The organism is Diaminobutyricimonas sp. LJ205 (genome assembly GCF_009755725.1).
Classification (GTDB): domain Bacteria; phylum Actinomycetota; class Actinomycetes; order Actinomycetales; family Microbacteriaceae; genus Ruicaihuangia.
Genome location: NZ_CP046619.1, coordinates 91487 through 117744 on the forward strand (window position 1 = coordinate 91487; position 26258 = coordinate 117744).

Consider the following 26258-nt stretch of genomic DNA (forward strand, 5'->3'; position numbering starts at 1 on the left):
TCGTCTCGCACCTTTCTCAGCTCGAGTGGAGCTCGTTGGTGTCATCGCTCAGGCTGACCACGCTTCGGATGAGCGCCGCCGTGTACGGATGCTGCGGGTTTCCGAAGACTTTCGCAGTGTCGCCGCTTTCGACGACTTCACCGCGGTAGAGCACGTATACGCGATCGCACATTTGTGAGACCACCGCGAGGTCATGGGTGATCATCATGAGCGTCGTCCCGAGCCGCGATACGCCGTCTGACAGTGACTGGAGGACTTTGGCCTGCACGGTGACGTCGAGCGCCGTCGTCGGCTCGTCCGCGATGATGAGCTCGGGGCTCTTGGCGAGAGCAATTGCGATGAGCACACGCTGACGCATGCCACCGCTGAGTTCAAACGGGTAGCGCCGTCGAAGTTCGCTCACGTTGTTGAGCCCGGCGAGCTCGAGGTACTGATCGATGAGGTGACCGCGTTCACCCTGCTTGACGCTCACGGGCAACGCTTCGTCAACCTGCCTCTCGATGCGCATGGTCGGGTTGAGGAAGCTCAGCGGGTCCTGGAAGATCATCGATATCCTCGACCGGCGAAGATCCTGCACGGCGCTACGGCTCGCGCCGACCATTTCTTTCCCGCGGTAGCGGATCGACCCTTCGACGAGGACCCTTTTCGACTGGGGAAGCAGTCCCGCTATAGCGCGGCCCGTGATCGACTTGCCCGATCCGGACTCGCCCACGATGCCGACTCGCTCGCCCGGGTGAATGGTCAGCGACACGTCTCTCACTGCCTGCACGCTGTCGCGCTCACCGGTAGGGAGGCGAACCGCGAGGTTGCTGACTTCGAGCAGCGGTGCGTTCTCCTGGGACTGGGCGTCCCGGATGCCGGACGCTTCGACTATCGATGTCATCGAGTGCTCCCTTAAGACTTCACGCGGCTCAGCGCCGGGTTGAGGGCGTCGTTGAGGTAATCGCCGAGCATGTTGGCTGCTAAGACGACCACGAAGATCGCGGCACCCGGGAAGACGGCCACCCACCACGCGACCTGCATGAACTGCTGGGCTGAGTGCAACAGGGCGCCCCAGCTCGGGTGGTTGGCGTCACCGAGTCCGAGGAAGGAGAGCGCGGATTCGATCAGGATGGCCCGGCCCACCGTCATCGTCGTGGCGACGAGCACGGGCGGCAGTGCGTTGGGAATGACGTCCGACCAGAAAATCCTGAAGGATCCGAACCCGGCCGCTCTCGCGGATTCGATATAGCCCAGTTCGGAGATCTTCATCGCCTCGGCGCGCATGACGCGCGCGACCTGCGGCCACATCGTGAGGCTCAGGATGATGATGATGAGTCCGACGTTCGTGCCCAGGATCGCCGTGGCGGCTAGCGCAAGAATGAGTCCAGGGATGACCTGGAAGAACTCGGTGATCTTGGTCAGCACCGTGTCTGCGAACCCACCGAAGTAGCCCGCGAGTCCGCCGGCGAAAATCCCGATCGTGAGGCAGATGACGGCGACCGTGAATCCAACGAGCAGCGAAATTCGCCCGCCGTAGAGCATTCGGGCGAAGAGGTCGCGGCCGAGGTTGTCCGTCCCCATGATGTGGTTCATGTTCGGTGTGAGGTGCACGTCGAACGCGGCCGAGTTCGGATTTGGTGCGATCAGGGGCGCGAGAACACAAAGGATCGTGATGATCCCTAGAATCGCGGCGAAGAAGATGACGCTCGGACGCCCAAGCATCTTTCTCAGAAGGGTGTCGCGTCGCGGCCCCCTTTCTCCGGGGATGCTGTGCAGTGAGATCAGTCCCGTACTCATGTCCCTATTTCCTTATCCCCGGCGCCGCATCTTGGCGCGGACTCTCGGATCGAGAATCCCGTAGGTCACGTCGGTCAGCGCGTTCACGATGACGATGATGACGGTCATGATGATGACGATTCCGATGACGACGAGGTTCTCGCCCTTGGTGATCGAGTCGTAGAGCAGCAGGCCCATCCCGGGCCAGCTGAACACCTTCTCGATCACGACCGAGCCGGCGATCACAAAGCCGAGGCTGTAGCCGATGACGCTCACCATGGGGAGCATCGCGTTCAGCACTCCATGGCGGCGGAGGACCTGCAGGCTCGTCAGCCCTTTGGAACGCGCGGTGTCGATGTAGTCCTGACCGAGCACTTCGATCATGCTCGACCGCATGATCCTCGTTTTGAAGCCGAGTTCGGCGACGCTGAGCGCGATGAGCGGAAGGATGAGGTACTCGATTTGGAGTCCGGGTCGACCGAACGGTGCCATTCCTTGCGACGGCAGCCAGCCCAGCCAGAGGGAGAAGACCAGGATGAGCAGCAGCGCGAGCCAAAAGCTCGGGAGGGAGAATCCGACGATCGCCCCGATAGACACCGCGTTGTCGAGTGCGGGCTTGCGGGTGCGGGCGGCGATCGTGCCGAGGATGATGCCACCGAGCGACGAGATCACGAGCGCGGGCAGTGTCAGGATCAGCGTGTTGCCGAGCCTCTCGAGGATCACGTCGGCGACCGGCCGCTGGTGCACGATCGAGTGTCCGAGGTCGCCTGTGAGGAGATTCCCGAGGTAGAGGAAGAAACGCTCGAAGGGCGATTTGTCGAGACCGTAGGCCGCGATCATTCGCTGCTCGAACTCCTCACTGACGGGAACATCCCCGATGAACGCCTTGAGGGGATCTGCGGGCGAAAGCTCCAGCAGGATGAAGATCAACACGATCACCGTGAAGATCAGCACGAGCGACGAGCCGATCAGCCGCAGCAGTCGCAGGGTCCATTGCTTCACCGCTGTACGCTCCTTTGCGCGCTAGTGGGTTGCCGTGTCACGAGAGGTGAGTGGTGCGGATCGGACTCACGCGGAGCGGATCGGCGTGAAGTGCTCGACCCATTCGATCGGAGGGAGGGCGCCCCACTGGTTGACGACCTTCCAGTTGGAGAGATTTTCTCCGGGCTCAGAAATTCGCACTGGGTCGTCCGCGTTCATGACTTCCATCTCGGCGATGCACTCGATGAGGAAGCCCGCTGAGTCGTGGTAGTAGAGGAACAGGTTGTCGCCCGCACCGTGTCGGCCAGGGCCCCACACAAGGCGCCGCTCTTCGGGGATCAGGCTGTCGCTGAGCACCTTCATGTCCTCGAAGGCGTCGAACTCCCAGCTGATGTGGTGCACGCCGCCCGAGTGGCTCTTCACGGCCGCGACGGTGTGGTGGCGGCCGTCGCTCGCTCGCATCCAGGAGATCTCGAACCCTGTCGTCCGCTCGCTGAGCAGGAAGCCACAGCTCGCAGCCATCTCTTCGGTCCACTTCTCGGGGTCAGCAGCGGTGAAGTTGACGTGATCGAGGCACTTCGGGTGCACGCCCGGGCCGTGGTAGCGCATCGCACGATCGCGCGGCATGGGCGTGTGGACCTCGAAGACGAGTCCTTCAGAGGTGCGGAAGGTGACGGACTTGTCGATAACGGGCAGTGACGGCTCTCGAGTGATGATCTCGAGTCCGTACTCGCGGCTGCGTCGCTCGACCTCGTCAACCGCCTCAGCGCTGATTGCTTCGAGGCCACACGCGCGGAACGCGTTTTCCGAGCTGCGGTGGATGACGAACTCCGCGTGTCTGCGGTTCGACGACATCAGGATCTTTTCGTCGTCACGACCCACCTCGCGTGCCCCGACGGTGTTGGCGGTGTCCTGCGCCAGCCGGTCTGCATCAATGGCATCGACGGCCAGGTAGCTGAGTCGCTGAACAAGTGGTCCCACGGGAAGTTCTCCTCTCCGACGTCCTCGTCGGTTCTGTTGGATAGTCGATGCGTCAGGGGAGCTTCTGAAGTCCACGCTGCCCTTCGCATTCACTGTATCTAATATTGTCGATCGTTTCTACTCGGTTGTATCCCTTTTCCGCAGGAGGGAAACTCAACGGCCAACCGCATACCCGAGCCCGCCACGAGGGTCGGCGGCGGCGGTGAGGAATCCGCCTTCGTCACGCGCAACCATGAACACCTTGCCGATGGAACCTGCGGGGCTCGCGGTGACCTTGTGGCCGCGTTTCTCGAGGGCTGCGATCACGCCGGGACCGACGCTCTCCTCGATCGACACCTCGCCGAGAACTTCTCGTCGCGGATAGAAGGAGCCCGGGAAATGCCGGGTATGGAATTTCGGTTGCTCAATGGCGCGCTGCGCGTTCGCCTCACCGCGGAGAACGGTCGCGAGGAACGCGAACTGCCACTGGTCTTGCTGGTCGCCGCCAGGCGATCCGAAGGCAAGCGCGGGGCGGCCGTCGCGGAACGCGAGTGTTGGAGAGAGCGTCGTTCGCGGCCGCCGACCAGGAACGAGCGAACCGGGTAATCCTTGCTCGAGCCACATCATCTGCATGCGAGTGCCGAGCGCGAAACCCAACTCGGGGATGATCGGGGACGAGTGCAGCCATCCGCCGCTCGGCATCGCCGACACCATGTTTCCCCAGCGGTCCACAACATCCAGGTGCACCGTGTCACCGGCGGTTGCCCCCGGAGTCGGCGCCGGATGGGTGAAGTTGGGCTCCGCAAAGGCCGGATTCTCGTAGTTTCTCGTGTCGAAGTGATGGACGTCGGGCATTCTCGGGGATCGCCCATTGGGCGACCCCGGTCGAAACTCGTGCGAGGCGGCATCGCAGATGAGCGCGCGGCGCTCATCGGCGTAGCCGGGGGAGAGCAGGGTTCCGAGGGGGACATCCGTGCTGTCTCCGTACCACGCCTCGCGATCCGCGAAGGCCAGCTTGGCTGCCTCGATGACGAAATGGATGCTCTCTTCATCTCGGGGATTGAAATCGACGCCTTCGAGCAGCGCGAGCTGCTGCAGGAGGACCGGACCCTGGCTCCACGCTCCCGCTTTGAACACGGTGTGTTCGCCCGAGGTGACCGACAGTGCAGCCTCATACGTGGGGCTCCATGCCTGCATGTCCTCGCCGGTAAGGAGCCCTCGGTGTTCCATGCCGTTCGCGTCGCGCTGCTCGCGCCCGCTGAACTGGTCGATCGTTTGCGCGATGAAGCCGGAACTCCACGCCTTGAGCGCCGCATCCAGTTGCGCCTCGCGCCCTGCGGAGCCGGCTTCGGCCTCGCGGACCAGCCGCTCGTAGGTGTCGGCGAGGGCGCGGTTCGTGAACCGTTCACCGGGTGCTGGAACGCGGCCCGCGGGAAGGTAGGTGGCATAGGAGGTCGGCCAGTGCGCGTTGAAGACCTCGGCAAGAGCGGCGATCGTGATGCTCGCCTTCTCGCCGAGCGGGTAGCCGCCCCGCGCGAGCGCGATCGTCGGTTCGAGGACCGTGCGCAGCGGTAGCGTGCCGTAGTCGCGCAGCATCATGAGGAGGGCGGGCGTCGCACCTGGCACGGTGGCGGGCAGGAGCCCTGAACCCGGGATGAGGTCGAGACCGAGCGCATCGAACGCTTCCGGCGTTGCGCCAGCGGGCGCGACACCCTGGCCGCAGAGCACCGTCGGCTGTTCGTCGTTGCCGCGTGCGAACAACGCGACCATGTCCCCGCCCGGGCCGCTCTGATGCGGCTCGATCACCTGAAGGGCAAAGACTCCCGCGACCGCCGCATCGAACGCATTTCCGCCGAGTTCAAGCATTCGCATCGCCAGCGAACTCGACAGCCAGTGGGACGACGATGCCATCCCGAAGTCACCGATGAGTTGAGGCCGAGACGGTTCTGAGTGCATTTCTAGCTTCCTGACGGAGGGGACAGAAGTGGGGCGTTACCTTGCAATACCGACATGCTCGATCGCCCGAGGACGCTCCCGTCATTGGTCACGGGAGTTCCGGCGACAAACGTTGCGAGGCCCGTGATCTTGCTCAGGTCGCTCAACTCGCACTCGAGCGGATTGCGGTCGAGGACGGTGAGATCTGCGGAATAGCCAGGACGGATTCTGCCGCGCGTGGCATCCTCGCCCGTCAGGACCGCGCCGTTGACGGTGATGAGTCGAAGCGCGTCATACCGTGACACCGCCTGGTCGGGCGCAACGACGACTCCGCGTTCGTCTTCCCTGGTCACGACGTGGTGAACGCTGTCCCACAGCGAGATGGGTCGATTGTCGGAACTCAAGACGACAGGTACGCCCGCGTCGGTCAACGACTTGACTGGAACGATGTCATTCTCACGATCTGTTCCGATGAGGTCGCGCGTGTACACACCGCGGTGAAGGTTGTGTCCGGTGACGGTCGTCATCATGATGCCGCACGCCGCCGCGTCTTCTACCTGTCGCGGACTCAGTGAGGCTTGGTGTCCCAGCGTCCACCGCAACCCGTCGATGGGGGCGCTCTGGTGAACCCGCACCATCGCGTCGAGCAGCTCGCTGGTGATACCCGAGACGCGAATGCCTTCTCTCGCGCAGGCGAGAAGGATCTCCTCGAGTCGATCGGCGGGCACCACGGCACCGCTGGAGAATCCCGCCCACCCGGTTCGCGGGTGGTTCGCCGCCTGGATGGAGGCGCGGCGCATGTCGGCGGATGCTTCGAGATAGATTCCGTCGACGCTCGCGAATCCGCGAGCGCGGCGCTCGAGGCGATCATTCCAAGCGGCGAGCGTCGACGAGATGTCCTCGATCTCCGGCCAGTGCGGGCTCAGTGGCAGACGCCCGCGCAGCACTGGGCCGCCTGCGCCATAGCTTTCGGCGTAGGCGTCGAGAACTTCACCGGCCACCCCGTGACCCTCGTAAAAGGCGGTTGTCCCGAACGATGCGTACCGCTCGAAAGCGCGCCCGATCGCGGTGGCGCGCTGCTGAAGACTGAATCCTGGTGCAATGGCCAGCAGGCTGTGTTCGATCAGAGGTTGTTGTGAAGCCTCGACAAACATCCCCGTGGGTTCGCCGCGAGCGTCGCGCACAATTGTGAGGTCTTCATGGGGGGACGGGGTATCGGCCGTGATTCCCGCCAAGCGCAGCGCCATCGAGTTTGCGAACGAGACCTTCCGGGCCTTCATGTTCCAGAAGCCCCAGATTGGCCTGATGAAGACCGGATTGTCGGGGCTCACGAGATCGAGGAGGTGCCGGTCAGGCAGGCGTCCCACAAAGGGCAGGTCGGCATCCGGATAGTCGGGCGGCGTGCCCAGCGGGCGGGTGACCACCCACTCGCCCGGCTCCGAGCCTGCGACGGCCGCGGCAATGACATCCAGCACGTCCCAGACGCTCGAGGCGCCGGCGAACCCGGGGAGATCGTCACCGAGGGTCTCGCGGTCGAGATGAGCGTGCCCGTCGGTCAGCCCCGGCAGGACTGGCCGACCTCCGATGTCGAAGCGGCGCACGCCGCCAAGTTCGTCGGGCAGGGCGCTGCCGTTGCCGTGCACTGATTGGATGACGCCGTCGCTGATCACGACCGCGGCTTCGCGTACCTGCTGGGGAAGTTCCTCATCCATGGCGATCAGCGTCGCGTTCGTCAGGATGAAGGTCGTCGGAAACTCGTCCCCGTGACGACGAGATTCCTGTCGAATGGTGCCCCCGGTCATCGAAGTCTCAACCGACGATCGAACGGCGATGCAGGGTGGAAGCGTCGGTGCAGTTCGGAGACATCTCGCGAGCGCCGGTCATGCGTGCTGCCCTAACCAATAACGGCGGTGGCTTCGATTTCCACGAGCAGCGTGGGGAGCGCGAGTCCGGCCACCTTCACCATCGTCTGCGGAGGGCTCTGGACATCGCCCGTGACCTCTTTGATCGCACGCGCGATCGTGCCGGGCTCGCCAAGCTCCGTCGCGTAGACGGTGCGTCGCACGATGTCGTGCCACGTTGCACCGACCGCGTCCATGGCGATCTTGAGGTTGTTCATGCACGCGATCACCTGGGCTCGCAGGTCGCCTTCGCCGATGACGTTTCCGTCGGCGTCGAACGCCACCTGTCCGGCGAAGTGAATGACTGTCTGCCCCGTTCCAATCGCAACGTGTGTGTAGGCGTCAAGAGCTTTGAGGCCGGCGGGGTTGATCAATATGCGACCCATCGTGATTCCTTCCGTAGAGGCGCCGCCGCTGGCGACCCCGAGGGTTCGGATCCGGAAGGTCCGGTCGGCGTCGTTGCGTGCGTTGAATTCCAACTGGCCAAGATTGTACACACTTTTGGTTGCACGGTATGACGCAGTGATAGTTCGATGGGGTGTCGATCGTGGGCCGGTGGCGCCGCCAGCGTTGCTCGGGAAGCGTCAGCCTGATGTGACCCCGGCGCACACATTCCGAGGCTGATGTGCCGTTATGGAACGGTTGTCTCGCTGCCCTCGAGCGGGAGCGGTTCTCGTCCCGGCGCTCCTGCTATTCCTCGAGGCTCGCGAGAATGAGGTCACCTGAACTAAGGACGTGTTCCATGATTGCCCGCCGGGCGCGAGCCGCGTCGCCGGCCTCGATCGCCTCGCGGATCGCGCGGTGCTGCTCGACATTGCGCCTCATCGAGCGAATGTCCCGACTCAGTTCATTCCAGGTCAGGTTGCGCGGAAGCTGGTGGTGAATCCAGGCGAGTGCCGACGCCAGCGTGTGGTTGCGCGCGGCCTGCAGGATGATCTCGTGAAACTCGTCGTTGGCCTGCGTCCATCGCTGTCGGCCGGCGTCGAGGCTCACATTGTCTTGGGCAACCTCGCGGACGGCGGCCTCGAAGAGTTCCTCCGCGGCGCGGAGGCGATCGATCTGCTCTTGGGTCGCGAACGTTGTGGCGAGTTCCACCGCGAGTCCCTCGAGTTCCGCACGCACGCGGTAGCCCTCTTGGACTTCTCGTGCGGACGGAACCCGGATGCGCGCGCCGCGATTTGGGATCATCTCGGCGATTCCTGTTGCGCTGAGGGATTGGATCGCCTCGCGCACGGGCGTGCGGCTCGTGCCGAACTCTTCGGCGATCTTGTTCTGTCGAAGCCATGTGCCGAGCGGCAACTCGCCCGAGGACACCCGCCGACTGAGTTCAGCTGCGATGCGGTCAGACAGGCCGACACCGTCGTCAGCTTGCCCGTCGTCGCGCGTTTTCGTCACCTGTGTGGACACTGCTCAATAATATCGACTTACCCACGACCTGGCTACATACCGTTGCTTTCTGCATCCGACTCGGGCTTAATAGGATACAATTTTCGTAACCGTCATTCGTGCCATCAGTAAGCGAGATGCCCATGCCCCAGCTCGACCTGCTCCAGATTGCCCTGCTTGTCGTGGCCGGCCTGGGTGCCGGCCTCATCAACACGGTGGTGGGATCCGGGTCTCTCATCTCGTTTCCTGCTCTGCTCGCGCTCGGATACCCGCCCGTGCTCGCGAACGTGACGAACAACGTGGGGGTCCTACCCGGCTCGATCAGCGGGGCGATCGGCTACCGTCACGAGATTCGCGGGGAGTGGAGATCGTTCATTCCGCTCGTCATCTTTGCCGGGATCGGCGGCGCAGCGGGCGCGCTCCTACTGCTCGTCCTGCCTGCAGAAGTCTTCAAGGGTGTCGTGCCCGCGCTCATCGCTCTCGCGTGCGTGCTCGTCATTCTCGGCCCGACCCTTAAGCGTCGGATCGCCGCACGGCAGGTTTTGAGGGGCGCCGAGGGCGGCTACCGAGGGCGACAGCGCGAGCTCGGGCCCGGGGTCCTCACCGCCACCCTGCTGACGGGAACTTACGGCGGCTATTTCGGTGCCGCGCAGGGCGTCATCCTTCTTTCCATTCTTTCAATCGCGCTGAAAGGCTCCATCCAGCGAGCAAATGCCGTGAAGAACATGCTGGCGGCGGCAGCCAACTTCGCGGCCGGCGCCGTCTTCGTCGTCATGACGCCGATCGACTGGTGGGCAGCGGCGATCATCGCCGTCGGTGCGGTGATCGGCGGTCAGCTCGGCGCGAAACTCGGCCGTCGGATCCCCGAGCTCGCACTCCGCATCACCATCGTCGTGGTCGGCTCACTCGCGATCTTCGTGCTCCTGGCCAACTGAGGACGCGCCCGTGGCGAGCCCACCGAGCAAGTTGCAGCGGACCGCACTCTACGCGGGGGGATTTCTCGGTCCCTTCGGCGGGATGATGACCGCGACAATCCTGCCCGAACTCGGTGAGTCCTACGGCATCGAACCCGACCAGGCCGCCGCGTCGATCATGTTCTACCTGTTGCCATTCGCGACGACGATGCTCATTTCGAGCTCGTTGGGTGCGCGATGGGGGGTGAGACGCATGATCCTGATCGCATACGCCACTATCTGTCCCGCAGCCATCCTTTGCGCAATGGCACCGACTTGGCCGGTCTTCCTCCTCGGCTATACCGTGTTGGGCGTCAGCAACGCATTCACAACGCCGCTCATCCTGTCGCTATTCAGTAGCTTCACGAGTCCGGACCGACTCGGTCGAACGCTGGGGCTGTACGGTGCCGTCAACGCCGTCGGGCAGCTCTCCGCACCGCTTCTTAGCGGCGTGCTTGCCGAGTTCTCATGGCGTTACACATTCGTTTGCGTCGCGGGGTTCGCGGTGGTCCTCTGTGTGATTGGGGTTCCCCGGATCCTTGAGCAGCGCAAAGAGCGTGCGCGCGTCCGGTTCTCCTGGGCGCTGGTGTGGCTCTGTGTCACGAACCTCTCCGTCGGCGCGTGCGTTACAGGACTCGGGTTCCTCGTTGCGCTACTGGCGTTCGAGCGTTTCGAGTCGAGTTCGGCTGAGCGCGGCATCATTCTGATGGTGGGTGGCGTCGCAGCACTTGTCCTTGCGCCCGCGACCGGTGCCATCGTGGACCGCTGGGGCTCTCACCGCGTGCTCGTTGCGAGTCTCTTCATCAGCGCTTTGTCGGTCGCCCTGATGCCCTGGGCACCGAACGCGCCGATACTCGGGGCGCTGTGGGGGTGTGCAACAGCCGCAGGTCTCGCCGCGTGGCTCGGCGTGAATAAATACGTACTCGGGAGTCCGTCGTCACGCGATGCCCTGTCATCGGTTCAGTCGTTCCGGTTCTTCGGCGCCGGCCTTGCTCCGATGGTGTTCCTGCCGATCTATGTTTCAGAGTCGGGATGGGGCTTCCTCGTGCCCGCGCTTCTCATACTCGCGACGTTGGCGGTCAACGCCGTGTTCCGGCCGACGAGCACGTCGTAGCGGTCAACTGCTCGTGAACAGGCAGCGGTTCGCACCGGCGAAACCGCATGATTTCGGACCACGTTTGACGCCCAGCTTGTGGCATGCCTACAGCGAAACCATGAAAGCGCTGCCGTATACGTACCCTGAACCCCGTGAATCTGCTCTGGCGCACCATCCTGCATTCCTGGCTTTCTGCCCGCCGACCGAAGGTTGGGCCGTTCGACGTCGTGAGCACCCCGTTCCGCGTGCTGCCCACCGACCTCGACATCTATCGGCACATGAACAACGGCCGCTACCTGTCGATCGCTGACATCGGCCGGTTCGACCTGCTGCGGCGGAACGGGCTGTACGCCACGATGACCAGGCTCGGCTGGTATCCGGTGGTGGCCAGTTCGACGATCAGCTACCGCCGCTCGCTCATGCCGTGGCAACGGTTCGTCGTCGAGAGCCGGTTCCTCGGCTACGACGAGCGCGCCGTGTACCTCGAACAGCGCTTCGTGGTCAAGGGCGAGGTGTACGCCCGCATGTACATCCGCGGCCGGTTCCTCAAGCGCACCGGCGGGCACGTCTCGATGGACGATCTCATCGCCACCATCGGCGTCGCACCCCACGAGGTCGAGGTGCCGGAATGGCTGCTGCAATGGGGCACGGATGTCGCGCTGCCCAGCACCCGGATCCCGACGCCGAGCCACTGGGAGTGAGCGGTGGGAGGGGCTACGCCGTGAAGCCGTTCGCCAGGCCGTAGGCGCGCGACACCAGCTCGCGCAGCACGGACTCGTCCACGTCCTCGAGCTTCTTCACGTAGACGCAGCCCTTGCCCGTGGTGTGTTTGCCCAGCTTCTCGAGCAAGGGCAGCAGCTCCTCGTGATCGAGCAGCCCATAGAACGTGATCGCGGCCTTGCGAGGCGCGAAGCCGACCTTCGGCCAGTCTCCCTCGCGCCCGCTGGCGTACTTGTAGTGCTGTGAGCCGTAGCCGATCATGGTCGGGCCCCACATGGTCGGAGCATCGCCGGTGGCGTCACTCATCAACGCCAGCACGCGCTCGCCCTGCTCGCGCCGCTTGTCCTCGGGAATCGTCTGAATGAACTCGGCGGGTGCGACCTCAGTCGGCACGGTCTTCGGTTCGTCTGCCATGGTCACATCTTCTCGTAGTACCCAACGAGCGCCGGGTAGTAGTCGTCCCAGATCGGCATCTCATCGCCGAGCCAGACCGCCGCCAGCCGGTCGAGGTAGTAGTCCCAGCCCGGGCCGATCTCGGCAAGCGCATCGCTCGGATGCAGGTAGTGCTGCAGGGTCAGTGTGGTGTTGCCATCCTGCTCGATCAGGGTGACCGCGAGCCGCCAGGTTCCGCCGCCGGCGGCGCCGAGCTCGAGGACCATATAGCGGGGCGGGTCGCAGCCTAGGATGGTAACCATCTCCGGGTCGTCGCCCTCCTCGGTCATCACGAAGGCGATGGTCTTGCCGACCCCCGCCCTGCCGGTCCAGGTTCCGATCCACTTCCCCAGCAGCGTGGACTCGGTCAGCAACGGCCACACCTCGAAGGCCTTGGCATCAAACGCCCGGCTCAGAGTCAGCGCGAGGCCCTGGCTGTCTTTCGCCAGGAAGCCGGATCCGCGGCGGTCAGTGGAAACCATGGTCGAACACTCCCTGGGGGTCGTACTGGGCACGGATGTCCGCCAGCCGGTTCACCGAGGGCAGCAGAACGGGTGCAATTCGGGTTTGCAAATCTGCAATATCGGGCATATTCGCCACAGTAGCGACGAGCGGCCCCCCACGATAGGGGGCAATCAACCGATCGAAGACTCCAGCACCGCCATCGCCGCATTGTGCCCGGCGATGCCGCTGACTGCGCCGCCGCGTCGGGCGCCGGATCCGCAGAGCAGCACGCGTTCGTGCTCGGTCGCGACCCCCCAGCGCTCGGCCGGGGTGCCGAGGTTGTCGTCGTCTTCGGCGAAGGGCCAGGCCAACGGGCCGTGGAAGATGTTGCCGCCCGGCAGGCCGAGGGTCGCCTCGAGGTCCCGCGTCGTCTTCGTCTCGATGCACGGATTGCCCGCGGCATCCGTCATCAACAGCGGTTCGATCGGCTCGGCGAGCACCGAGTTCAGCGAGCGGAGTGCGGCGGCTTGCCAGTCATCGCGGCTGGCGTCGATTCGGTCGGGCGCGTGCAGTCCGAACAGGGTCAGCGTCTGAGCCCCGGTCGCGCGCAGCTCGGGAGACAGGATGGTCGGGTCGGTGAGGGTGTGGCAGTAGATCTCCGCGGGCAGCAGCTCCGGCATCCGCCCTGCCGCCGCCGCATCGTAGGCGTCCTGCAGTTGCTGCCAGCCCTCGTTGATGTGGAAGGTGCCGCCGAACGCGGCGACCGGGTCGACGTCGCCGTGCAGCCGAGGCAGTCGGGACAGCAGCAGATTCACCTTGACCTGGGCGCCTTCGGGTTTGGGGCTCGACAGGCTCGACCCGAGGGATGCGGTCGAGCCGCCATCGAGCAACCCGTCCAGCGTCCACGGTGAGACGTTGGCCAGCACCGTCGTGGCCCCCAGACGCTGCTCGGTGCCGCCGACCACGTAGGTGACCTCGCCGTCCGGCGTGATGCCGGTCACTTCCGCGCCGGTGGCGAAGGATGCCCCGGCCAGCCGCGCTGCCCGGGCCAGCTCACCCGTGACCGCGCCCATGCCGCCAACGGGCACGTCCCAGTCCCCGGTTCCTCCGCCGATGACGTGGTACAGGAAGCAGTGGTTCGCCGCGAGGGTCGGATCGATCGTTGGCGCGAAGGTGCCGATCAGCGCGTCGGTGAGCACCACTCCGCGCACCAGGTCGCTCGTGAACGAGGACTCGATGGCCTGTCCGACGGGACGCTCGATGAACTGCTGCCAGACGCGTTCGTCTCCGACGGCGGTGCGGGCCTCGCTGCGGGTGAGCAGCGGGTCGAGCACGGTCGGGAACAGGGTCTGGCCGAGCCGGGAGGTTGCCGCGTAGAAGTCTCGCCAGGCCGCGGCATCCTCGAATGCGCCGATCGAGGCGAAGCTCGCGGTGGTCGCCGCCGGGTCTCCGTTGTCGATCAGCAGTCCGCCGTCGCCTCCGAGTACCGGCGTGTACGACGAGTAGCGACGTCGCTTCAGGTGGATGTCGAGGCCGAGGTCCTGCACGATGCGCTGGGGCAGCAGGCTGACCAGATACGAGTAGCGGGACAGTCGCGCGTCGACGCCGTCGAATGCCTGGGCGGACACGGCGGCCCCGCCGAGCGTGTCGAGCTTCTCGAGCACGATCACACGCTTGCCGGCAGAGGCGAGGTAGGCGGCGGCGGTCAGGCCGTTGTGGCCGCCGCCGACGATGGCGACGTCATAGAGATCGGACATGCCCCGAGCCTAGGAGGCGGCGCGCTCGTCCAGTTGGCAGGCCTCCGGGTTGATTGCGTCAAGCACCTTCACTGAGGCGCTCAGTAGTGCGGTCTTCTCGTCGTCGCTGACGACGTCGAAGAAGAGCTCGCGAATCGCCGTTACGTGTTCCCGCATGGCGCCGAGGATCGCGCGGCGCCCGTCGTTGGTCAGGCCGATCCAGGTGCCGCGCAGATCGTCGTCGCACTCGGTGCGCTCGACCAGCCCGCGGGAGGCCATCCGGGTGACCTGGTGCGAGAGCCGGCTCTTCTCCCAGCCGATCAGTTCGCCGAGTTCGCGGGCGCGCAGGCGCTTGTCACGGGCTTCGAACAGGGTGAGCAGTACCTCGTAGTCCGGGCCGGAGATACCGGCGTCCTTCTGCAGCTGATTCTCGAGGGCGCGGTCGAGTTGGCGGCGCATCGCGTAGAAGGTGCGCCAGACCTCCCAATCGCCATCACTGATTTCGGAAACTGCGGACATGCTGAACATTCTATCAACTAGTTGACACGTCATCTAGTAGTACTTATTGTTGACACATCACCTTCGTGATACATGAACTTTCAAGAAAGGGACATTCATTGTCTAACCTCAACATCGGCATCATCCTCGGCAGCACCCGCGAAGGTCGCATGGGCGACCAGGTGGGCGCGTGGGTTCTCGCTAACGCCAAGGCTGAAGGTGCTTCCTTCGAGCTCGTCGACCTCGCCGACTACCCGGCCCTGGGCGCCGAGTACCAGGCCAAGATCGACAGCTTCGACGGCTTCCTCTTCATCACCCCCGAGTACAACCACTCGATCCCGGGCACCTTCAAGAACTCGCTCGACTTCATCGCGCCGACCGCGTACAACAACAAGCCTGCCGGCATCATCAGCTACGGCTCGGCCGGTGGCACCCGCGCTGCCGAGCACCTGCGCGGCATCCTCGGCGAGCTGCAGGTCGCCGACGTGCGCACCCACGTCATGTTCTCGATCTTCACCGACTTCGAGGGCGTCTTCACCGGCGACGCGAAGTTCACCCCCGCCGAGATCAAGGCCAGCGAGCTGCAGGGTCAGATCGACCAGCTCCTCCCGTGGGCTGCCGCGCTCCGCACTGTCCGCGAGGACGCCGAGCGGGCCGCTGCGTAAGTAGCAATAACAACCCGTTCGTCCGGTGCCCCGCGGCCTAGCCGTGGGGCACCGTGCGTTAACGGCGCGGCTGGCCGAGGAAGCCCACCGCCTGCTCGAGCACCGACCGCACCGCCGTGATCGCCGGGCGTGATGCGCTCGCCTCGCGCACCGACGTGAACACCGTGCGCGCGGGGGAGCCGGGTAGCTCGACCATGTCGAGCACCGGTTCGTCGCCCGCCCACACCAGGTCGGGCAGCAGGGCCACGGCGTTGCCCGATTCGGTCAACCGGATGTGCGCCTGCAGGTCGGCGGTCTCGAAGCGCACATCGGGTTCGAAGCCTGCCGCCCGGCAGGTCTGCTCGGCCCAGTGCCTCGATGCCGTGCCCCGTGGCTCCATCACCCATGGCAGGCTTGCGGCATCCGCGATCGATCGGATGCCGCTTGCCTTCCTCGTCCCTAGCCGCAACCGGTCGTAGATGAGCACGTCGCGGTCGAGTTCCGGCAGACGAGGGGCGGAGTGCCCGGGGTACTGTTCGGCGATCACCAGGTCGAACTCCCGCGCCCACACCGAGGCCAGTGCGCTCTCGGGCTCGCGCTGGGTGACCTCGACCCGCAGCCGCGGGTAGCGCTCGGAGAGAAGCGTGAGCGACTGCGGGATGATGCCGAGCGCGGCCGACTGGAAGACGGCAAGCTTCACCGTGCCGGCGACCTCGCTGAGTGAGGCGTTCATCTCGGATTCCATCAGCTCGAGCCGCTCGAGCAGCCCGGTGGTGTGCTCGACGAGGATCTCCGCCTGCGGGGTGAGCAGCACGCGGCGGCCCGACTTGGTGAGGAGTGGCACGCCTGCCTCCTGCTCGAGGAGGCCGAGCTGTTGCGAGACCGCCGAGGGGCTGTATGCCAGCGCGTCGGCCACGGCGGCGAGGGTGCCGCGGATCTTCAACTCGCGCAGCAGGCGTAGTCTGCGAATATCGAGCACTGGTTACCTCCATTGGTAAGTAGAAGTGAACAATATCGTGCAAAACGAGTCGCTTTATCTAATGTGAGGGCTGGCGCAGACTGGTCGCATCCACCCTGATTTGTGAGGCTGATCCCCGTGAGCACGACCCCCACCTCGTTCACTCGTCCGGCGCTGCCCGAGACGCTCGCCGACGATGTCGTCAGCACCGTGCGGCGCTGGCTCGACGAGAGCCGCGACGTGCCGGCAGACAAGAGCGCCGAGCGACTCGCAGGCGTGCTCAAGGACCCGAAGGGCCTCGACTTCACCCTCGGCTTCGTCGACCGGGTGGTGCGCCCCGAAGACCTGCGGGTCGCCGGCAAGAACCTCGAGCGGGTCAGCCACCTGGTTCCCGGCTTCCTGCCCTGGTACCTGCGCACGGCCGTCGGCCTCGGTGGCTCCTTCGCGCCGCTGCTGCCGTGGCCGATCATCCCCATCGCGCGCGGGGTACTGCGGTCAATGGTCAGCCACCTGGTCATCGACGCCACGCCGGCGAAGCTCGACAAGAGCCTCGCGCACCTGCGTGAAGGCGGCGTCCGGCTAAACCTCAACCTGCTCGGCGAAGCCGTGCTCGGCGACGCCGAAGCCGACCGGCGGCTCGCCGGCACCCGCGCCCTGCTGGAGCGGGACGACGTCGATTACGTCTCGATCAAGGTGTCATCGATCGTCAGCCAACTGAACATGTGGGCGTTTGACGAGACCGTCGAGCGCGTGGTGACCCGGCTCACGCCGCTCTATGAGTTGGCGGCCTCCGCGGCGACCCCGAAGTTCATCAACCTCGACATGGAGGAGTACCGCGACCTCGACCTGACCATCGCGGTGTTCACCAAGCTGCTCGACCAGCCGCAGCTGAAGAACCTCGAAGCCGGTATCGTGCTGCAGGCCTACCTGCCCGACGCCCTGTCGGCGATGCAGCGACTGAACGCGTGGGCGACCGAGCGACGGCGCAACGGCGGCGCCGGCATCAAGGTGCGCGTGGTCAAGGGCGCGAACCTCGCCATGGAAACCGTCGACGCGACCGTGCACGGCTGGCCGCTCGCGACCTGGTCGAGCAAGGTGGAGACCGACACCAACTACAAGCGCGTGCTCGAATGGGCGCTCACCCCGGAACGCACCGACGCGGTGCGGATCGGCGTCGCCGGACACAACCTGTTCGACCTCGCTTTTGCCTGGCTGCTCGCCAAGCAGCGCGGCGCGCAGGACCGGGTCGAGTTCGAGATGCTGCTCGGCATGGCCACCGGACAGGCCGAGGCGGTCAAGCGCGAGGTCGGCGGGCTGCTGCTGTACACGCCCGTGGTGCACCCGCACGAGTTCGACTCCGCGATCAGCTACCTGGTGCGTCGGCTGGAAGAGAACGCCAGCCCCGAGAACTTCATGAGCGGCCTGTTCGACCTGGCCGAGCATTCCGAGGTGTTCGACCGCGAGGCGAACCGCTTCCGCGCGTCGATTGCCGCGCTGACCACCGAGGTGCCGAGCCCGAACCGCATTCAGGACCGGTCGGATGCTGCCGCCGAACTCGCCGCGCTGGAGAACCGGTCGCCCGACTTCAGCAACACTGCGGACACCGACCCCGCGATCGCCGCCAACCGCGTCTGGGGACGTGCGATCATCGCCAGGAGCGCAGACAGCACCCTCGGCAACCAGACGCTCGAGGCATCCGCCATTGCTGACGAAGCGCGCCTCGAAGAGGTGATCGCCACCGCCGTCCACGCCGGCGGCGCCTGGGGTGGCACGCCCGCCGCCGAGCGCGCCGCAGTGATCGACCGGGCCGGTGAGGTGCTCGCCGCCTACCGCGGCCGGCTGATCGAGGTCGCCGCCTCCGAGACCGGCAAGACCCTCGCCGAGGGTGATGTCGAGGTGAGCGAGGCCATTGACTTCGCGCACTACTACGCGGAGCAGGCGCGCCTGCTCGACCAGATCGAGGGCGCCCGGTTCGTGCCGTCGACTCTGACCGTGGTGACCCCGCCGTGGAACTTCCCGATCGCGATCCCGACCGGGTCCGTGCTCTCCGCGCTCGCCGCGGGCAGCGCCGTGATCATCAAGCCCGCCCGCACCGCCCGGCGCACCGCTGCGGTCATGGTGGAGGCGCTCTGGGAGGCCGGCATCCCGCGCGACCTGCTCGTGCTGGCGAACCTCGACTCGGGCACCCTCGGCAAGCAGCTGGTTGCACACCCGGCGGTCGACCGGGTCATCCTCACCGGCGGCTACGAGACTGCGGAGATGTTCCGGTCGTGGCGGCCGGACCTGCCGCTGCTGGCCGAGACCAGCGGCAAGAACGCCATCATCGTCACCCCGCACGCCGACCTCGACCTCGCCGTGAACGACGTGGTCAAGAGCGCCTTCGGGCACGCCGGGCAGAAGTGCTCGGCGGCGTCCTTCGTGATCCTGGTCGGCTCGGTCGCCCGCTCGGAGCGGTTCCGCCGGCAGCTGGTCGACGCCGTGAAGACCCTGCGGGTCGGCCTGCCGGATGACCCGACCACGATCATGGGCCCGATCATCGAGCCGGCCAAGGGCAAGCTGGCCACCGGGCTCACCACGCTCGGCGAGGGCGAGTCCTGGCTGATCGAGCCGAAGCAGCTCGACGACAGCGGCCGGCTCTGGTCGCCGGGCGTGCGCGACGGCGTGCGGCCGGGCTCCGAGTACCACCTCACCGAGTACTTCGGGCCAATCCTCGGCATCATGACCGCGAGCACGCTCGACGAGGCGATCGAGCTGCAGAACGCGCCGGCCTACGGGCTCACGGCGGGGCTGCACTCGCTCGACCCGGACGAGGTGTTGCTCTGGAGCGACCGTGTGCAGGCCGGAAACCTTTATGTGAACCGCGGCATCACCGGCGCGATCGTGCGCAGGCAGCCGTTCGGCGGCTGGAAGCGCTCGTCGGTTGGTGCGGGCGCGAAGGCTGGTGGCCCGAACTACCTGCTGACCCTGGGCTCGTGGCAGCCGGTGGAGACCGAACCAAAGCCGAACCTCAAGCTGACCGGAGTGCCCGAGTCCGTGGCATCCGTGATCACCGCCGCGCAGCCCGGCATGGACTACGTCGAGTTCGACCGGGTGCGCAAGGCCGCGGTGCTCGACGCCGCCGCCTGGACGTCCGAGTTCGGCATCTCGCGTGACGTGTCGCAGCTCGGCGTGGAGCGGAACGTGTTCCGCTACCGCAGCGTTCCGGTGACGCTTCGCCTGTCGGAAGGTGCGTCGATGGGCGACCTGGTGCGGTTGATCGTGGGCGCCACCATTGCACGCGCCCGCATCTCGATCAGCTCGGCCATCCCGTTGCCGGCCGACCTGGTGTCGCGGCTGACCGCGCCGGGCTCGCCGCTGTCGACCGACACCGCGATGGTGGAATCGATCACGGTCGAGACCGATTCCGCGTGGCTCGGGCGTGTCGCGTCCGGTGAACTGCGCACCCGGCGGGTGCGGCTGATCGGCGGCTCGGTCGAGGAGCTCGCGTCGGCTCTCGGCGGGTCACCGGATGTCGCCATCTACGCCGGCCCGGTGACCACGGCCGGCCGGGTCGAGTTGCTGGTCTTCGTGCACGAGCAGGCGGTGTCGCTCACCGCGCACCGGTTCGGCAACCCCGACCGGCCGATGGCGGAGCTGAAGCTGTAAACCCCGCACGGTTCAACGGGGGCGGCTCAGTCGCGCAGAGCCGCGGTGACCAGGGCGATCGCCGCATCGGGCGAGACGCCCAGGTGCCGGATGCGCGCGGCATAGTCCCGCGCGGCGAGTTGCGCGGCCCGCTCGGTCTCGTCGCCATGGGCCGACACGAACGACCCGTTCCGTCCGCGGGTCTCGATCACGCCGTCAGCCTCGAGTTCGCGGTAAGCCCTGGCGACGGTGTTCGCCGCGATGCCGAGATCCTCGGCCAGCCGGCGCACGGTCGGCAGCCGGGTTCCAGCGGCAAGCGTGCCGGCGCGCACCTGCTCGATCACCTGCAGCCTGAGCTGCTCGAACGGGGGAGTGGCACTCTTCGCGTCGATGCTGATGATCATGACGCCATCTCCGACCAGAGGCGGCGCTGGTAATGCAGCCGCGGGCGGGACGCGCGGGACACGACGCCGAGGACGAGAACGGCGAGGAACAACGGCACCACCGCGAACGGCAACACCACCGTCAGCATCGAGGGTAAGCCGGGAGCCGGAAGTACGAGTTCGATCGCGACGACGGCACACCCGCCCATGATCATGGCACCGTACAGGTCGCGCAGTACGGACGACCGCAGGGCGTCGTCCCATGCCAGGTCGATCGTGGTGCCAGCCGGCTGCGGACGAGCCACAACGCGGCTGCTCGTAAGCTCGACCGCCGCAAGCACGATGAGCGAGACGCATCCGAGCACTCCCGGCAGGACCGCATGCGTCGTCCATCCGCCGCTAGCGCCGTTGATCGCGGCGAGTCCGAGCCCGGTCAGACCCGCGAGGGACGCCGCGACTCGGCCGCCCCACCGCTCATACCCGGGGACGTAGTCCGGGGCGGTCGCGGACGGGATCCTGGCCACGCGCACTGTGTCATGCGGGCGATCGATCACTTCAGTCAAGGCGGCGTACCCGAAACCGATCGCGGTCGCCAGCGCGAGGGTGGCGATCACGATCATGCCGATGGGTCGGCCGGCGGCGACATCCGGTGCGAGCAGCAATATCCCGAAAAGAGCGAGGCTGCCTGCGGCAGTCGCCACCGCGCTGGCGCGCTGACGCCTGATCACGCGCTGTGTGATCCGCTCGGCGTTGCCGGAGTCGATCGCCAGGTTCACTGTCCGTGCGAACTGGTCGACCAATTTGTCCGGCTTGGCCAGTGGCGAGACCAGCGCTGCGACCAGCGCGACCGCCAAGACTGCGTAAATGATCCAGGGCATCGTGAGCCTTCCGTCCATGATTGTCCCGTTGTTTGTACCAATGTAGCACTACAAAGCGATTGACGGATGCAACAGACCGGTCAACGATGGCGGGGAGGGATTGGAGCCTGCAATGAACACCGTGGAGATCGCACAGCTCATCGCCGAGACCGGTGGCGCCGGCCGCTTCGAGGGGGACGACCACGGGTCGCCGGTGTCGTTCTTCTTTGTGACGAGCCCGCCGGGCAAGGGGGCTGCCAAGCATCGACACCCGTATGTCGAAACCTTCGTGATCATCGAGGGCGTGATCGAAGCAATCGTGGGCGGCGTCCAGGAGATGCTGCACGCGGGCACGATCGCGATGATCCCCGCGAACACCTGGCACGAGTTCAAGAACCGCTCCGAGCACAACGCGCTGATGGTGAACATCCACCCGGTGCCGCGGATGGTGCAGGAGAACTGGTCCGACCTTGTGGATATCGAGGCGCCGATTCATGCCGACCGTTGACGAGTACATCAGCGCCCTCGCGACGCCGCAGCGGGTAGTTGCCGGACGCCTGCAGGATCTGCTCGACGAACAGCTGCCGACTGCCACCGCCCAGCTCTGGCACGCTCACCCGGTGTGGATGGAGGGCAAGACACCCATCGCCGGTTTCAAGGCCTACCCGCGCTGGGTCACCCTCATGCTCTGGAGCGGGAAACGGATGTCGGACCCCTCCGGCAGGCTGGAGGCATCCGCTGGCTCTACCGACCTTGCCTCGGTGAAGTTCGCGCACGTCGACGAGATCGACGATGACCTCGTTCGGGACTGGCTGACGCAGGCGGCGGCACTCACCAACCGTTGATCAGCGGTTGCGCGACTTCTTCTCGGTGCCGTCCGAGTTGTAGTAGATCCAGTCGTTGCGTTTCTTGCCACGCACGTAGGTGCCCTGGTCGAGCGGCTTGCCGTTCGGATGCCAGCGCTTCCAGAAGCCGTCCTGCTCGCCGTCGACGAAGGCGCCTTCCTGCAGCCGGCTGCCGGTCTCGGTGAACCAGACCCAGAAGCCGGTGAGCTCGCCCGCGGCGAGGTTGCCCTCGGCCCGCAACTGGCCGTTACGGAAGAAGTACCGCCAATATCCGGACTTCTCGCCATTCACGTAATAGCCCCGGCCGGCGAGAGCGCCGTCCTTGAAGTACTCCTCCCAGACGCCGATCTTGCGGCCCTTGGCATCCGTCTGGTTGATCGGCCCGGTCATCCCTCTACTCTGACAGGTCAGACGGCCATCGGGGGCTGCGGCGGCAGAGTGAGCAACAGGTTCTCGGGCAAGCGCACGTCGGAGCCCGGGAGTGCGATCGCGGGCGTCTCGTCGGTCAGTCCCTGCACCTCTTCGTGCAGGCGCTCCATGCTGCGGTCGAGTGTGCTGGCGACATCCGCTGCGAGCTTGAGGTCCGTCAGCAGCGCCGCGGGCACGGTGCGGTTGTACTTGTAGTAGATCTTGTGCTCGAGGCTGGCCCAGAAGTCCATGGCGATGGTGCGGATCTGCACCTCGACCTTGACGTTCTCGACCCCACTCGACAAGAACACGGGGATCTCGACGATCAGGTGCAGGCTCTTGTAGCCATTCGCCTTCGGCTTGGCGATGTAGTCCTTGACCTCGAGCACGGTGACATCCGGCTGCCCCGAGAGCAGTTCGAGCACCCGGTAGGTGTCGCTGATGAAGCTGCAGGTGACCCGGACACCGGCGATGTCAGCGATCTCACGGCGGATCGCCTCGAACGAGAGCTCCACCCCTTTGCGTTGCGCCTTCTCGATGATGCTCTCCGGTGTCTTCAGCCGGGAACTCACGTGTTCGATCGGGCTGGAGGCGGCGGTTTGGGTGAACTCCTCCTTGAGAATGTTGATCTTCGTCATCAGTTCGTCGATGCCGAATTTGTAGCCGAGCATGAAGCTGGTGAACTCGGCCCGGAGGTTCTGCAACTGGAGGAGTTCTTCGGGACTGTCGATGTGCACCGGGTAAGTCTGCCAACTCCAGCTTGACGTTTACCTCGGCGAGGTCGGTGCGTGCGCCTCAAGAAAGCGGTACACCTCGGTCTCGTCCACTCCGGTGAAGGTGCCTGCCGGCAGCGCCGCGAGCAGCGAGGACTGCATCCGGGCGTTCGGGAAGGAGCGATCCGCCCAGCGGTCGGCGAGGGCCGCCGGGGCCTGCCGGCAGCATGCCGGATCCGGGCAGGAGGACACCTGACGGTTGGTCGTGTCGCGGCCGCGGAACCATTTGGCGTGCGCAAATGGGGTGCCAAGGCTCACCGAGAAGGCGCCCTGCGCCGTTGACTGGATGCTCGAGGTGCACCAGTAGGTACCAGCAGGCTTGTCGGTGTACTGGTGGTACGGACTGAACCGGTCCTCGACCGCGAACACCTGTCTGGCGCTCCACTTGCGGCAGACGATCTGCCCCTCCACCGCGCCGAGGGCATCAGTCGGAAACGCGGCATTGTCGTTCTCGTACGCCTTTGAAATGGTGCCGGACTCATGCACCTTCAAGAAGTGCACCGGGATGCCGAGGTGCGAAGTGGCCAGGTTGGTGAACCGGTGCGCGGCGGTCTCGTACGGCACCGCGAACGCGTCGCGCAGGTCCTCGACCGAGAGCTGCTTGAGCTGTTTGGCGTCGCGCAGGAAGTCGACGGCGCTCTGCTCGGGAATGAGCAGCGCAGCGGACAGGTAGTTGGTTTCCACGCGCTGTCGCAGAAACTCGGCGTAGTCCCGGGGCTCCCGCAGGCCGAGCACGTGGCTGGCGAGCGCCTGCAGCAGGGTGCTGCGCGGGTCGCCGCCGCTGGCGCGCACCGGCAGGTAGATGCGACCGTTCTCCAGGTCGGTGACCGAACGGGTGGATGCGGGCAGGTCGGCGACGTAGTGCAGCGAGAAGCCGAGGTGCGCCGCGAGTTCGGCGGCAAGCCGTTGCGACAGGGGGCCGCCGGAGTGACCGACGGCGGCCAACAGGCTGCGCGCCTGGGCCTCCAGTTCGGGGAAGTAGTTGCCCCTCTGGCGCATCTGCTGGCGCAGTTCGGTGTTCGCCCGGCGCGCCTCCTCCGGAGTCGCCGCGCGTTCGCGGTGCAGCCGGTCGAGCTCGGCGTGCAGGGCGAGGATGGTCTCGATTGCCTCGTCGGACAGGCTCTTCCGCACCGGCAGCGGCGGCAGCCCGAGCGAGTTGAACAGCGGACCGCGCTGGGCGCGCTCCAGGGCGATCTCGAGCGCGGCGCGCTTCGACGGCGCCTCGGTGGTGAGCAGCTGGTCGAGGGTCACCTCGAGTGCCCGGGCGATCGCCTGCAGATCGGTCAGGCGCGGCTCGCGCTTGCCGTTCTCGAGCACGCTCACCTGCGACGCCGCGCGGCCGATGGCCTGCCCGACATCGTCCAGGGTCAGTCCGCGCTCGGTGCGCAGTTGACGGATGCGGCGGCCGATGGTCAGCGAGTCGAGCATGGGTTCATCGTGGTTGGCGTCGACGACTGTGTCGGTCATGGCACCAAGCTGCCAGACATCCTTCTTCTATGGAATAGAAGAATGCGTGAAATTCTGCCGGTTATTTCGGGAAGGTCGGGTCAAATCTCGCGGACAGTGGGTTTACGCACCGCTTCGAAGGAGAAAACGCGATGAACAGCACACCCCGTCCCGGCGACCAGACCCAGACCGCTGCCGAGCTTGAGACCCAGTGGAAGACCGATGCCCGCTGGAACGGCATCACCCGCAACTACTCGGCGGAAGATGTCATCGCCCTCCGCGGGACGGTCCGCGAGGACCGCACGCTCGCCCGCCGCGGCGCTGAGAACCTGTGGAAGTACATCCAGGAAGAGCCGTTCGTGAACGCCCTCGGCGCGCTCACCGGCAACCAGGCGGTGCAGCAGGTGCGCGCCGGGCTCAAGGCCATCTACCTCTCCGGCTGGCAGGTCGCCGCCGACGCCAACCTCTCCGGCCAGACCTACCCCGACCAGAGCCTGTACCCGGCGAACTCGGTGCCAGCGGTCGTCCGCCGCATCAACAACGCCCTGCTGCGTGCCGACCAGATCGAGGCTGCGGAGGGCGGCGAGGTCCGTGACTGGCTGCAGCCGATCGTCGCCGATGCCGAGGCCGGCTTCGGTGGCCCGCTGAACGCCTATGAGCTGATGAGCTCGATGATCGAGGCCGGAGCCGCCGGCGTGCACTGGGAAGACCAGCTCGCCAGCGAGAAGAAGTGCGGGCACATGGGCGGCAAGGTGCTGATCCCGACCAGCCAGCACATCCGCACCCTGAACGCCGCGCGTCTGGCGGCGGATGTCGCGGGAGTGCCGAGCATCATCATCGCCCGCACCGACTCGCTCGCCGCGAACCTGATCACCTCAGACGTCGATGACCGCGACAAGCCGTTCCTCACCGGGGAGCGCACCGCCGAAGGCTTCTACGAGACCAATCCGGGCATCGACACCGTGATGAGCCGCGGACTGGCGTACGCGCCGTACGCCGACCTGATCTGGGTCGAGAGCGCCGAGCCCGACATCGAGCTCGCCCGTACCTTCGCCGAGGCCATCCACAAGGAGTTCCCCGGCAAGAAGCTCGCCTACAACTGCTCGCCGTCGTTCAATTGGAAGCGTCACCTCGACGACGACCAGATCGCCCGCTTCCAGAAGGAGCTTGCGGCGATGGGCTATGCCTTCCAGTTCATCACCCTGGCCGGCTTCCACGCCCTGAACCACTCGATGTACACGCTGGCGCGTGACTACAAGGAGCGCCAGATGAGCGCGTACGTCGAGCTGCAGGAGGCCGAGTTCGCCTCCGAGGCCGACGGCTACACCGCCACCAAGCACCAGCGGGAGGTGGGCACCGGCTACTTCGACCGGATCGCCACCGCTCTCAACCCTGAGAGCAAGACCCTCGCCCTCGTCGGCTCCACCGAGTCCGAGCAATTCCACTAAGCCACACCCGTTGGCCCGGGAGCGCGCGACGCAGTCGCCCGCCCCCGGGCCACCGAAACTTTGAAAGGCCAC

At 65.9% G+C, this 26258-nt stretch carries 27 protein-coding genes; 8 read left to right on the top strand and 19 right to left on the bottom strand.

Features of this window, described 5'->3' with window-relative positions; translation table 11 throughout:
• Positions 1-16 precede the first annotated feature (16 nt).
• The 8 genes from GO591_RS00455 to GO591_RS00490 form a co-directional block, all read right to left on the bottom strand.
• Complete coding sequence (locus tag GO591_RS00455) at positions 17-883, bottom strand: ABC transporter ATP-binding protein (RefSeq protein ID WP_157157701.1); 867 nt, start codon at positions 881-883, stop codon at positions 17-19.
• A gap of 11 nt (positions 884-894) precedes the next feature.
• Entirely contained in the window at positions 895-1779 is an 885-nt protein-coding gene (locus GO591_RS00460; protein ID WP_157155009.1) for an ABC transporter permease, read from the bottom strand.
• Between the two features lie 12 nt (positions 1780-1791).
• Complete coding sequence (locus GO591_RS00465; RefSeq protein ID WP_157155010.1) at positions 1792-2760, bottom strand: ABC transporter permease; 969 nt, start codon at positions 2758-2760, stop codon at positions 1792-1794.
• A gap of 66 nt (positions 2761-2826) precedes the next feature.
• Positions 2827-3720 carry a hypothetical protein gene (locus tag GO591_RS00470; RefSeq protein WP_157155011.1) on the bottom strand — a complete coding sequence of 298 codons (894 nt, stop codon included), beginning with the start codon at positions 3718-3720 and terminating at the stop codon, positions 2827-2829.
• 153 nt (positions 3721-3873) lie between these two features.
• Complete coding sequence (locus GO591_RS00475) at positions 3874-5610, bottom strand: gamma-glutamyltransferase family protein (RefSeq protein WP_198295507.1); 1737 nt, start codon at positions 5608-5610, stop codon at positions 3874-3876.
• A gap of 47 nt (positions 5611-5657) precedes the next feature.
• A complete protein-coding gene (locus tag GO591_RS00480; RefSeq protein WP_157155013.1) occupies positions 5658-7277 on the bottom strand; it encodes an amidohydrolase in 1620 nt (539 codons plus the stop codon).
• Positions 7278-7528: 251 nt separating this feature from the next.
• The gene (locus GO591_RS00485; RefSeq protein WP_157155014.1) at positions 7529-8014 is read right to left on the bottom strand and encodes a RidA family protein; all 486 of its coding nucleotides are present in this window, start codon (positions 8012-8014) and stop codon (positions 7529-7531) included.
• A gap of 211 nt (positions 8015-8225) precedes the next feature.
• Positions 8226-8942: a GntR family transcriptional regulator gene (locus GO591_RS00490; RefSeq protein WP_157155015.1), complete on the bottom strand. Its 717-nt coding sequence runs from the start codon at positions 8940-8942 to the stop codon at positions 8226-8228.
• Positions 8943-9064: 122 nt separating this feature from the next.
• Here GO591_RS00490 and GO591_RS00495 point away from each other — a divergent pair, with 122 nt between their 5' ends.
• The 3 genes from GO591_RS00495 to GO591_RS00505 all read left to right on the top strand — a co-directional run bounded on the left by GO591_RS00495 (position 9065) and on the right by GO591_RS00505 (position 11671).
• Positions 9065-9856, top strand: coding sequence for a sulfite exporter TauE/SafE family protein (locus GO591_RS00495; protein ID WP_157155016.1), 792 nt, complete (start codon positions 9065-9067; stop codon positions 9854-9856).
• A 10-nt stretch (positions 9857-9866) separates the two neighbouring features.
• The gene (locus GO591_RS00500; RefSeq protein WP_255446914.1) at positions 9867-10988 is read left to right on the top strand and encodes an MFS transporter; all 1122 of its coding nucleotides are present in this window, start codon (positions 9867-9869) and stop codon (positions 10986-10988) included.
• A gap of 134 nt (positions 10989-11122) precedes the next feature.
• Positions 11123-11671, top strand: a complete 549-nt coding sequence (locus GO591_RS00505) for a thioesterase family protein (protein ID WP_198295508.1) — start codon at positions 11123-11125, stop codon at positions 11669-11671.
• A 13-nt stretch (positions 11672-11684) separates the two neighbouring features.
• On the opposite strand, the gene GO591_RS00510 is transcribed toward GO591_RS00505, so the two are convergent.
• The 5 genes from GO591_RS00510 to GO591_RS00525 are packed head-to-tail and all read right to left on the bottom strand — an operon-like array spanning position 11685 to position 14821.
• Positions 11685-12104 carry a DUF1801 domain-containing protein gene (locus tag GO591_RS00510; protein WP_157155018.1) on the bottom strand — a complete coding sequence of 140 codons (420 nt, stop codon included), beginning with the start codon at positions 12102-12104 and terminating at the stop codon, positions 11685-11687.
• A 2-nt stretch (positions 12105-12106) separates the two neighbouring features.
• Positions 12107-12604, bottom strand: coding sequence for an SRPBCC domain-containing protein (locus tag GO591_RS00515; protein WP_157155019.1), 498 nt, complete (start codon positions 12602-12604; stop codon positions 12107-12109).
• On the bottom strand, positions 12591-12713 hold the full coding sequence (locus GO591_RS16000; RefSeq protein ID WP_255446915.1) for a hypothetical protein: 123 nt from the start codon (positions 12711-12713) through the stop codon (positions 12591-12593). Before GO591_RS16000 ends, GO591_RS00515 begins: the two co-directional genes overlap by 14 nt.
• A 44-nt stretch (positions 12714-12757) precedes the next feature.
• A complete protein-coding gene (locus GO591_RS00520) occupies positions 12758-14323 on the bottom strand; it encodes a phytoene desaturase family protein (protein ID WP_157155020.1) in 1566 nt (521 codons plus the stop codon).
• Positions 14324-14332: 9 nt separating this feature from the next.
• Positions 14333-14821, bottom strand: a complete 489-nt coding sequence (locus tag GO591_RS00525; RefSeq protein WP_157155021.1) for a MarR family winged helix-turn-helix transcriptional regulator — start codon at positions 14819-14821, stop codon at positions 14333-14335.
• A 98-nt stretch (positions 14822-14919) separates the two neighbouring features.
• Between GO591_RS00525 and GO591_RS00530 the strand changes: the two genes are divergently transcribed.
• Entirely contained in the window at positions 14920-15465 is a 546-nt protein-coding gene (locus GO591_RS00530; protein WP_157155022.1) for an NADPH-dependent FMN reductase, read from the top strand.
• A 58-nt stretch (positions 15466-15523) separates the two neighbouring features.
• Here GO591_RS00530 and GO591_RS00535 read toward each other — a convergent pair whose 3' ends face one another.
• Positions 15524-16423, bottom strand: a complete 900-nt coding sequence (locus GO591_RS00535) for a LysR family transcriptional regulator (protein WP_157155023.1) — start codon at positions 16421-16423, stop codon at positions 15524-15526.
• 117 nt (positions 16424-16540) lie between these two features.
• Between GO591_RS00535 and GO591_RS00540 the strand changes: the two genes are divergently transcribed.
• The gene (locus tag GO591_RS00540) at positions 16541-20047 is read left to right on the top strand and encodes a proline dehydrogenase family protein (RefSeq protein WP_232466218.1); all 3507 of its coding nucleotides are present in this window, start codon (positions 16541-16543) and stop codon (positions 20045-20047) included.
• Between the two features lie 26 nt (positions 20048-20073).
• Here the strand turns inward: GO591_RS00540 and GO591_RS00545 are convergent, their stop codons facing one another.
• Both GO591_RS00545 and GO591_RS00550 read right to left on the bottom strand, forming a co-directional pair.
• The gene (locus GO591_RS00545) at positions 20074-20430 is read right to left on the bottom strand and encodes a GntR family transcriptional regulator (RefSeq protein ID WP_157155025.1); all 357 of its coding nucleotides are present in this window, start codon (positions 20428-20430) and stop codon (positions 20074-20076) included.
• Positions 20427-21287: a hypothetical protein gene (locus GO591_RS00550; protein WP_157155026.1), complete on the bottom strand. Its 861-nt coding sequence runs from the start codon at positions 21285-21287 to the stop codon at positions 20427-20429. Before GO591_RS00550 ends, GO591_RS00545 begins: the two co-directional genes overlap by 4 nt.
• A gap of 112 nt (positions 21288-21399) precedes the next feature.
• Here GO591_RS00550 and GO591_RS00555 point away from each other — a divergent pair, with 112 nt between their 5' ends.
• Positions 21400-21774: a cupin domain-containing protein gene (locus GO591_RS00555; protein WP_157155027.1), complete on the top strand. Its 375-nt coding sequence runs from the start codon at positions 21400-21402 to the stop codon at positions 21772-21774.
• Positions 21761-22111 (top strand): DUF1801 domain-containing protein, encoded by a 351-nt coding sequence (locus GO591_RS00560; RefSeq protein ID WP_157155028.1) that lies wholly within the window; start codon positions 21761-21763, stop codon positions 22109-22111. Before GO591_RS00555 ends, GO591_RS00560 begins: the two co-directional genes overlap by 14 nt.
• Here GO591_RS00560 and GO591_RS00565 read toward each other — a convergent pair whose 3' ends face one another.
• The 3 genes from GO591_RS00565 to GO591_RS00575 form a co-directional block, all read right to left on the bottom strand.
• Entirely contained in the window at positions 22112-22501 is a 390-nt protein-coding gene (locus tag GO591_RS00565; RefSeq protein WP_157155029.1) for a toxin-antitoxin system YwqK family antitoxin, read from the bottom strand.
• A gap of 17 nt (positions 22502-22518) precedes the next feature.
• Positions 22519-23190, bottom strand: a complete 672-nt coding sequence (locus tag GO591_RS00570; RefSeq protein WP_157157703.1) for a GTP pyrophosphokinase — start codon at positions 23188-23190, stop codon at positions 22519-22521.
• 96 nt (positions 23191-23286) lie between these two features.
• Entirely contained in the window at positions 23287-24759 is a 1473-nt protein-coding gene (locus GO591_RS00575) for a helix-turn-helix transcriptional regulator (RefSeq protein WP_157155030.1), read from the bottom strand.
• 131 nt (positions 24760-24890) lie between these two features.
• Here GO591_RS00575 and aceA point away from each other — a divergent pair, with 131 nt between their 5' ends.
• Positions 24891-26186 carry an isocitrate lyase gene (aceA, locus tag GO591_RS00580; RefSeq protein ID WP_157155031.1) on the top strand — a complete coding sequence of 432 codons (1296 nt, stop codon included), beginning with the start codon at positions 24891-24893 and terminating at the stop codon, positions 26184-26186.
• The last annotated feature ends 72 nt before the right edge of the window (positions 26187-26258 follow it).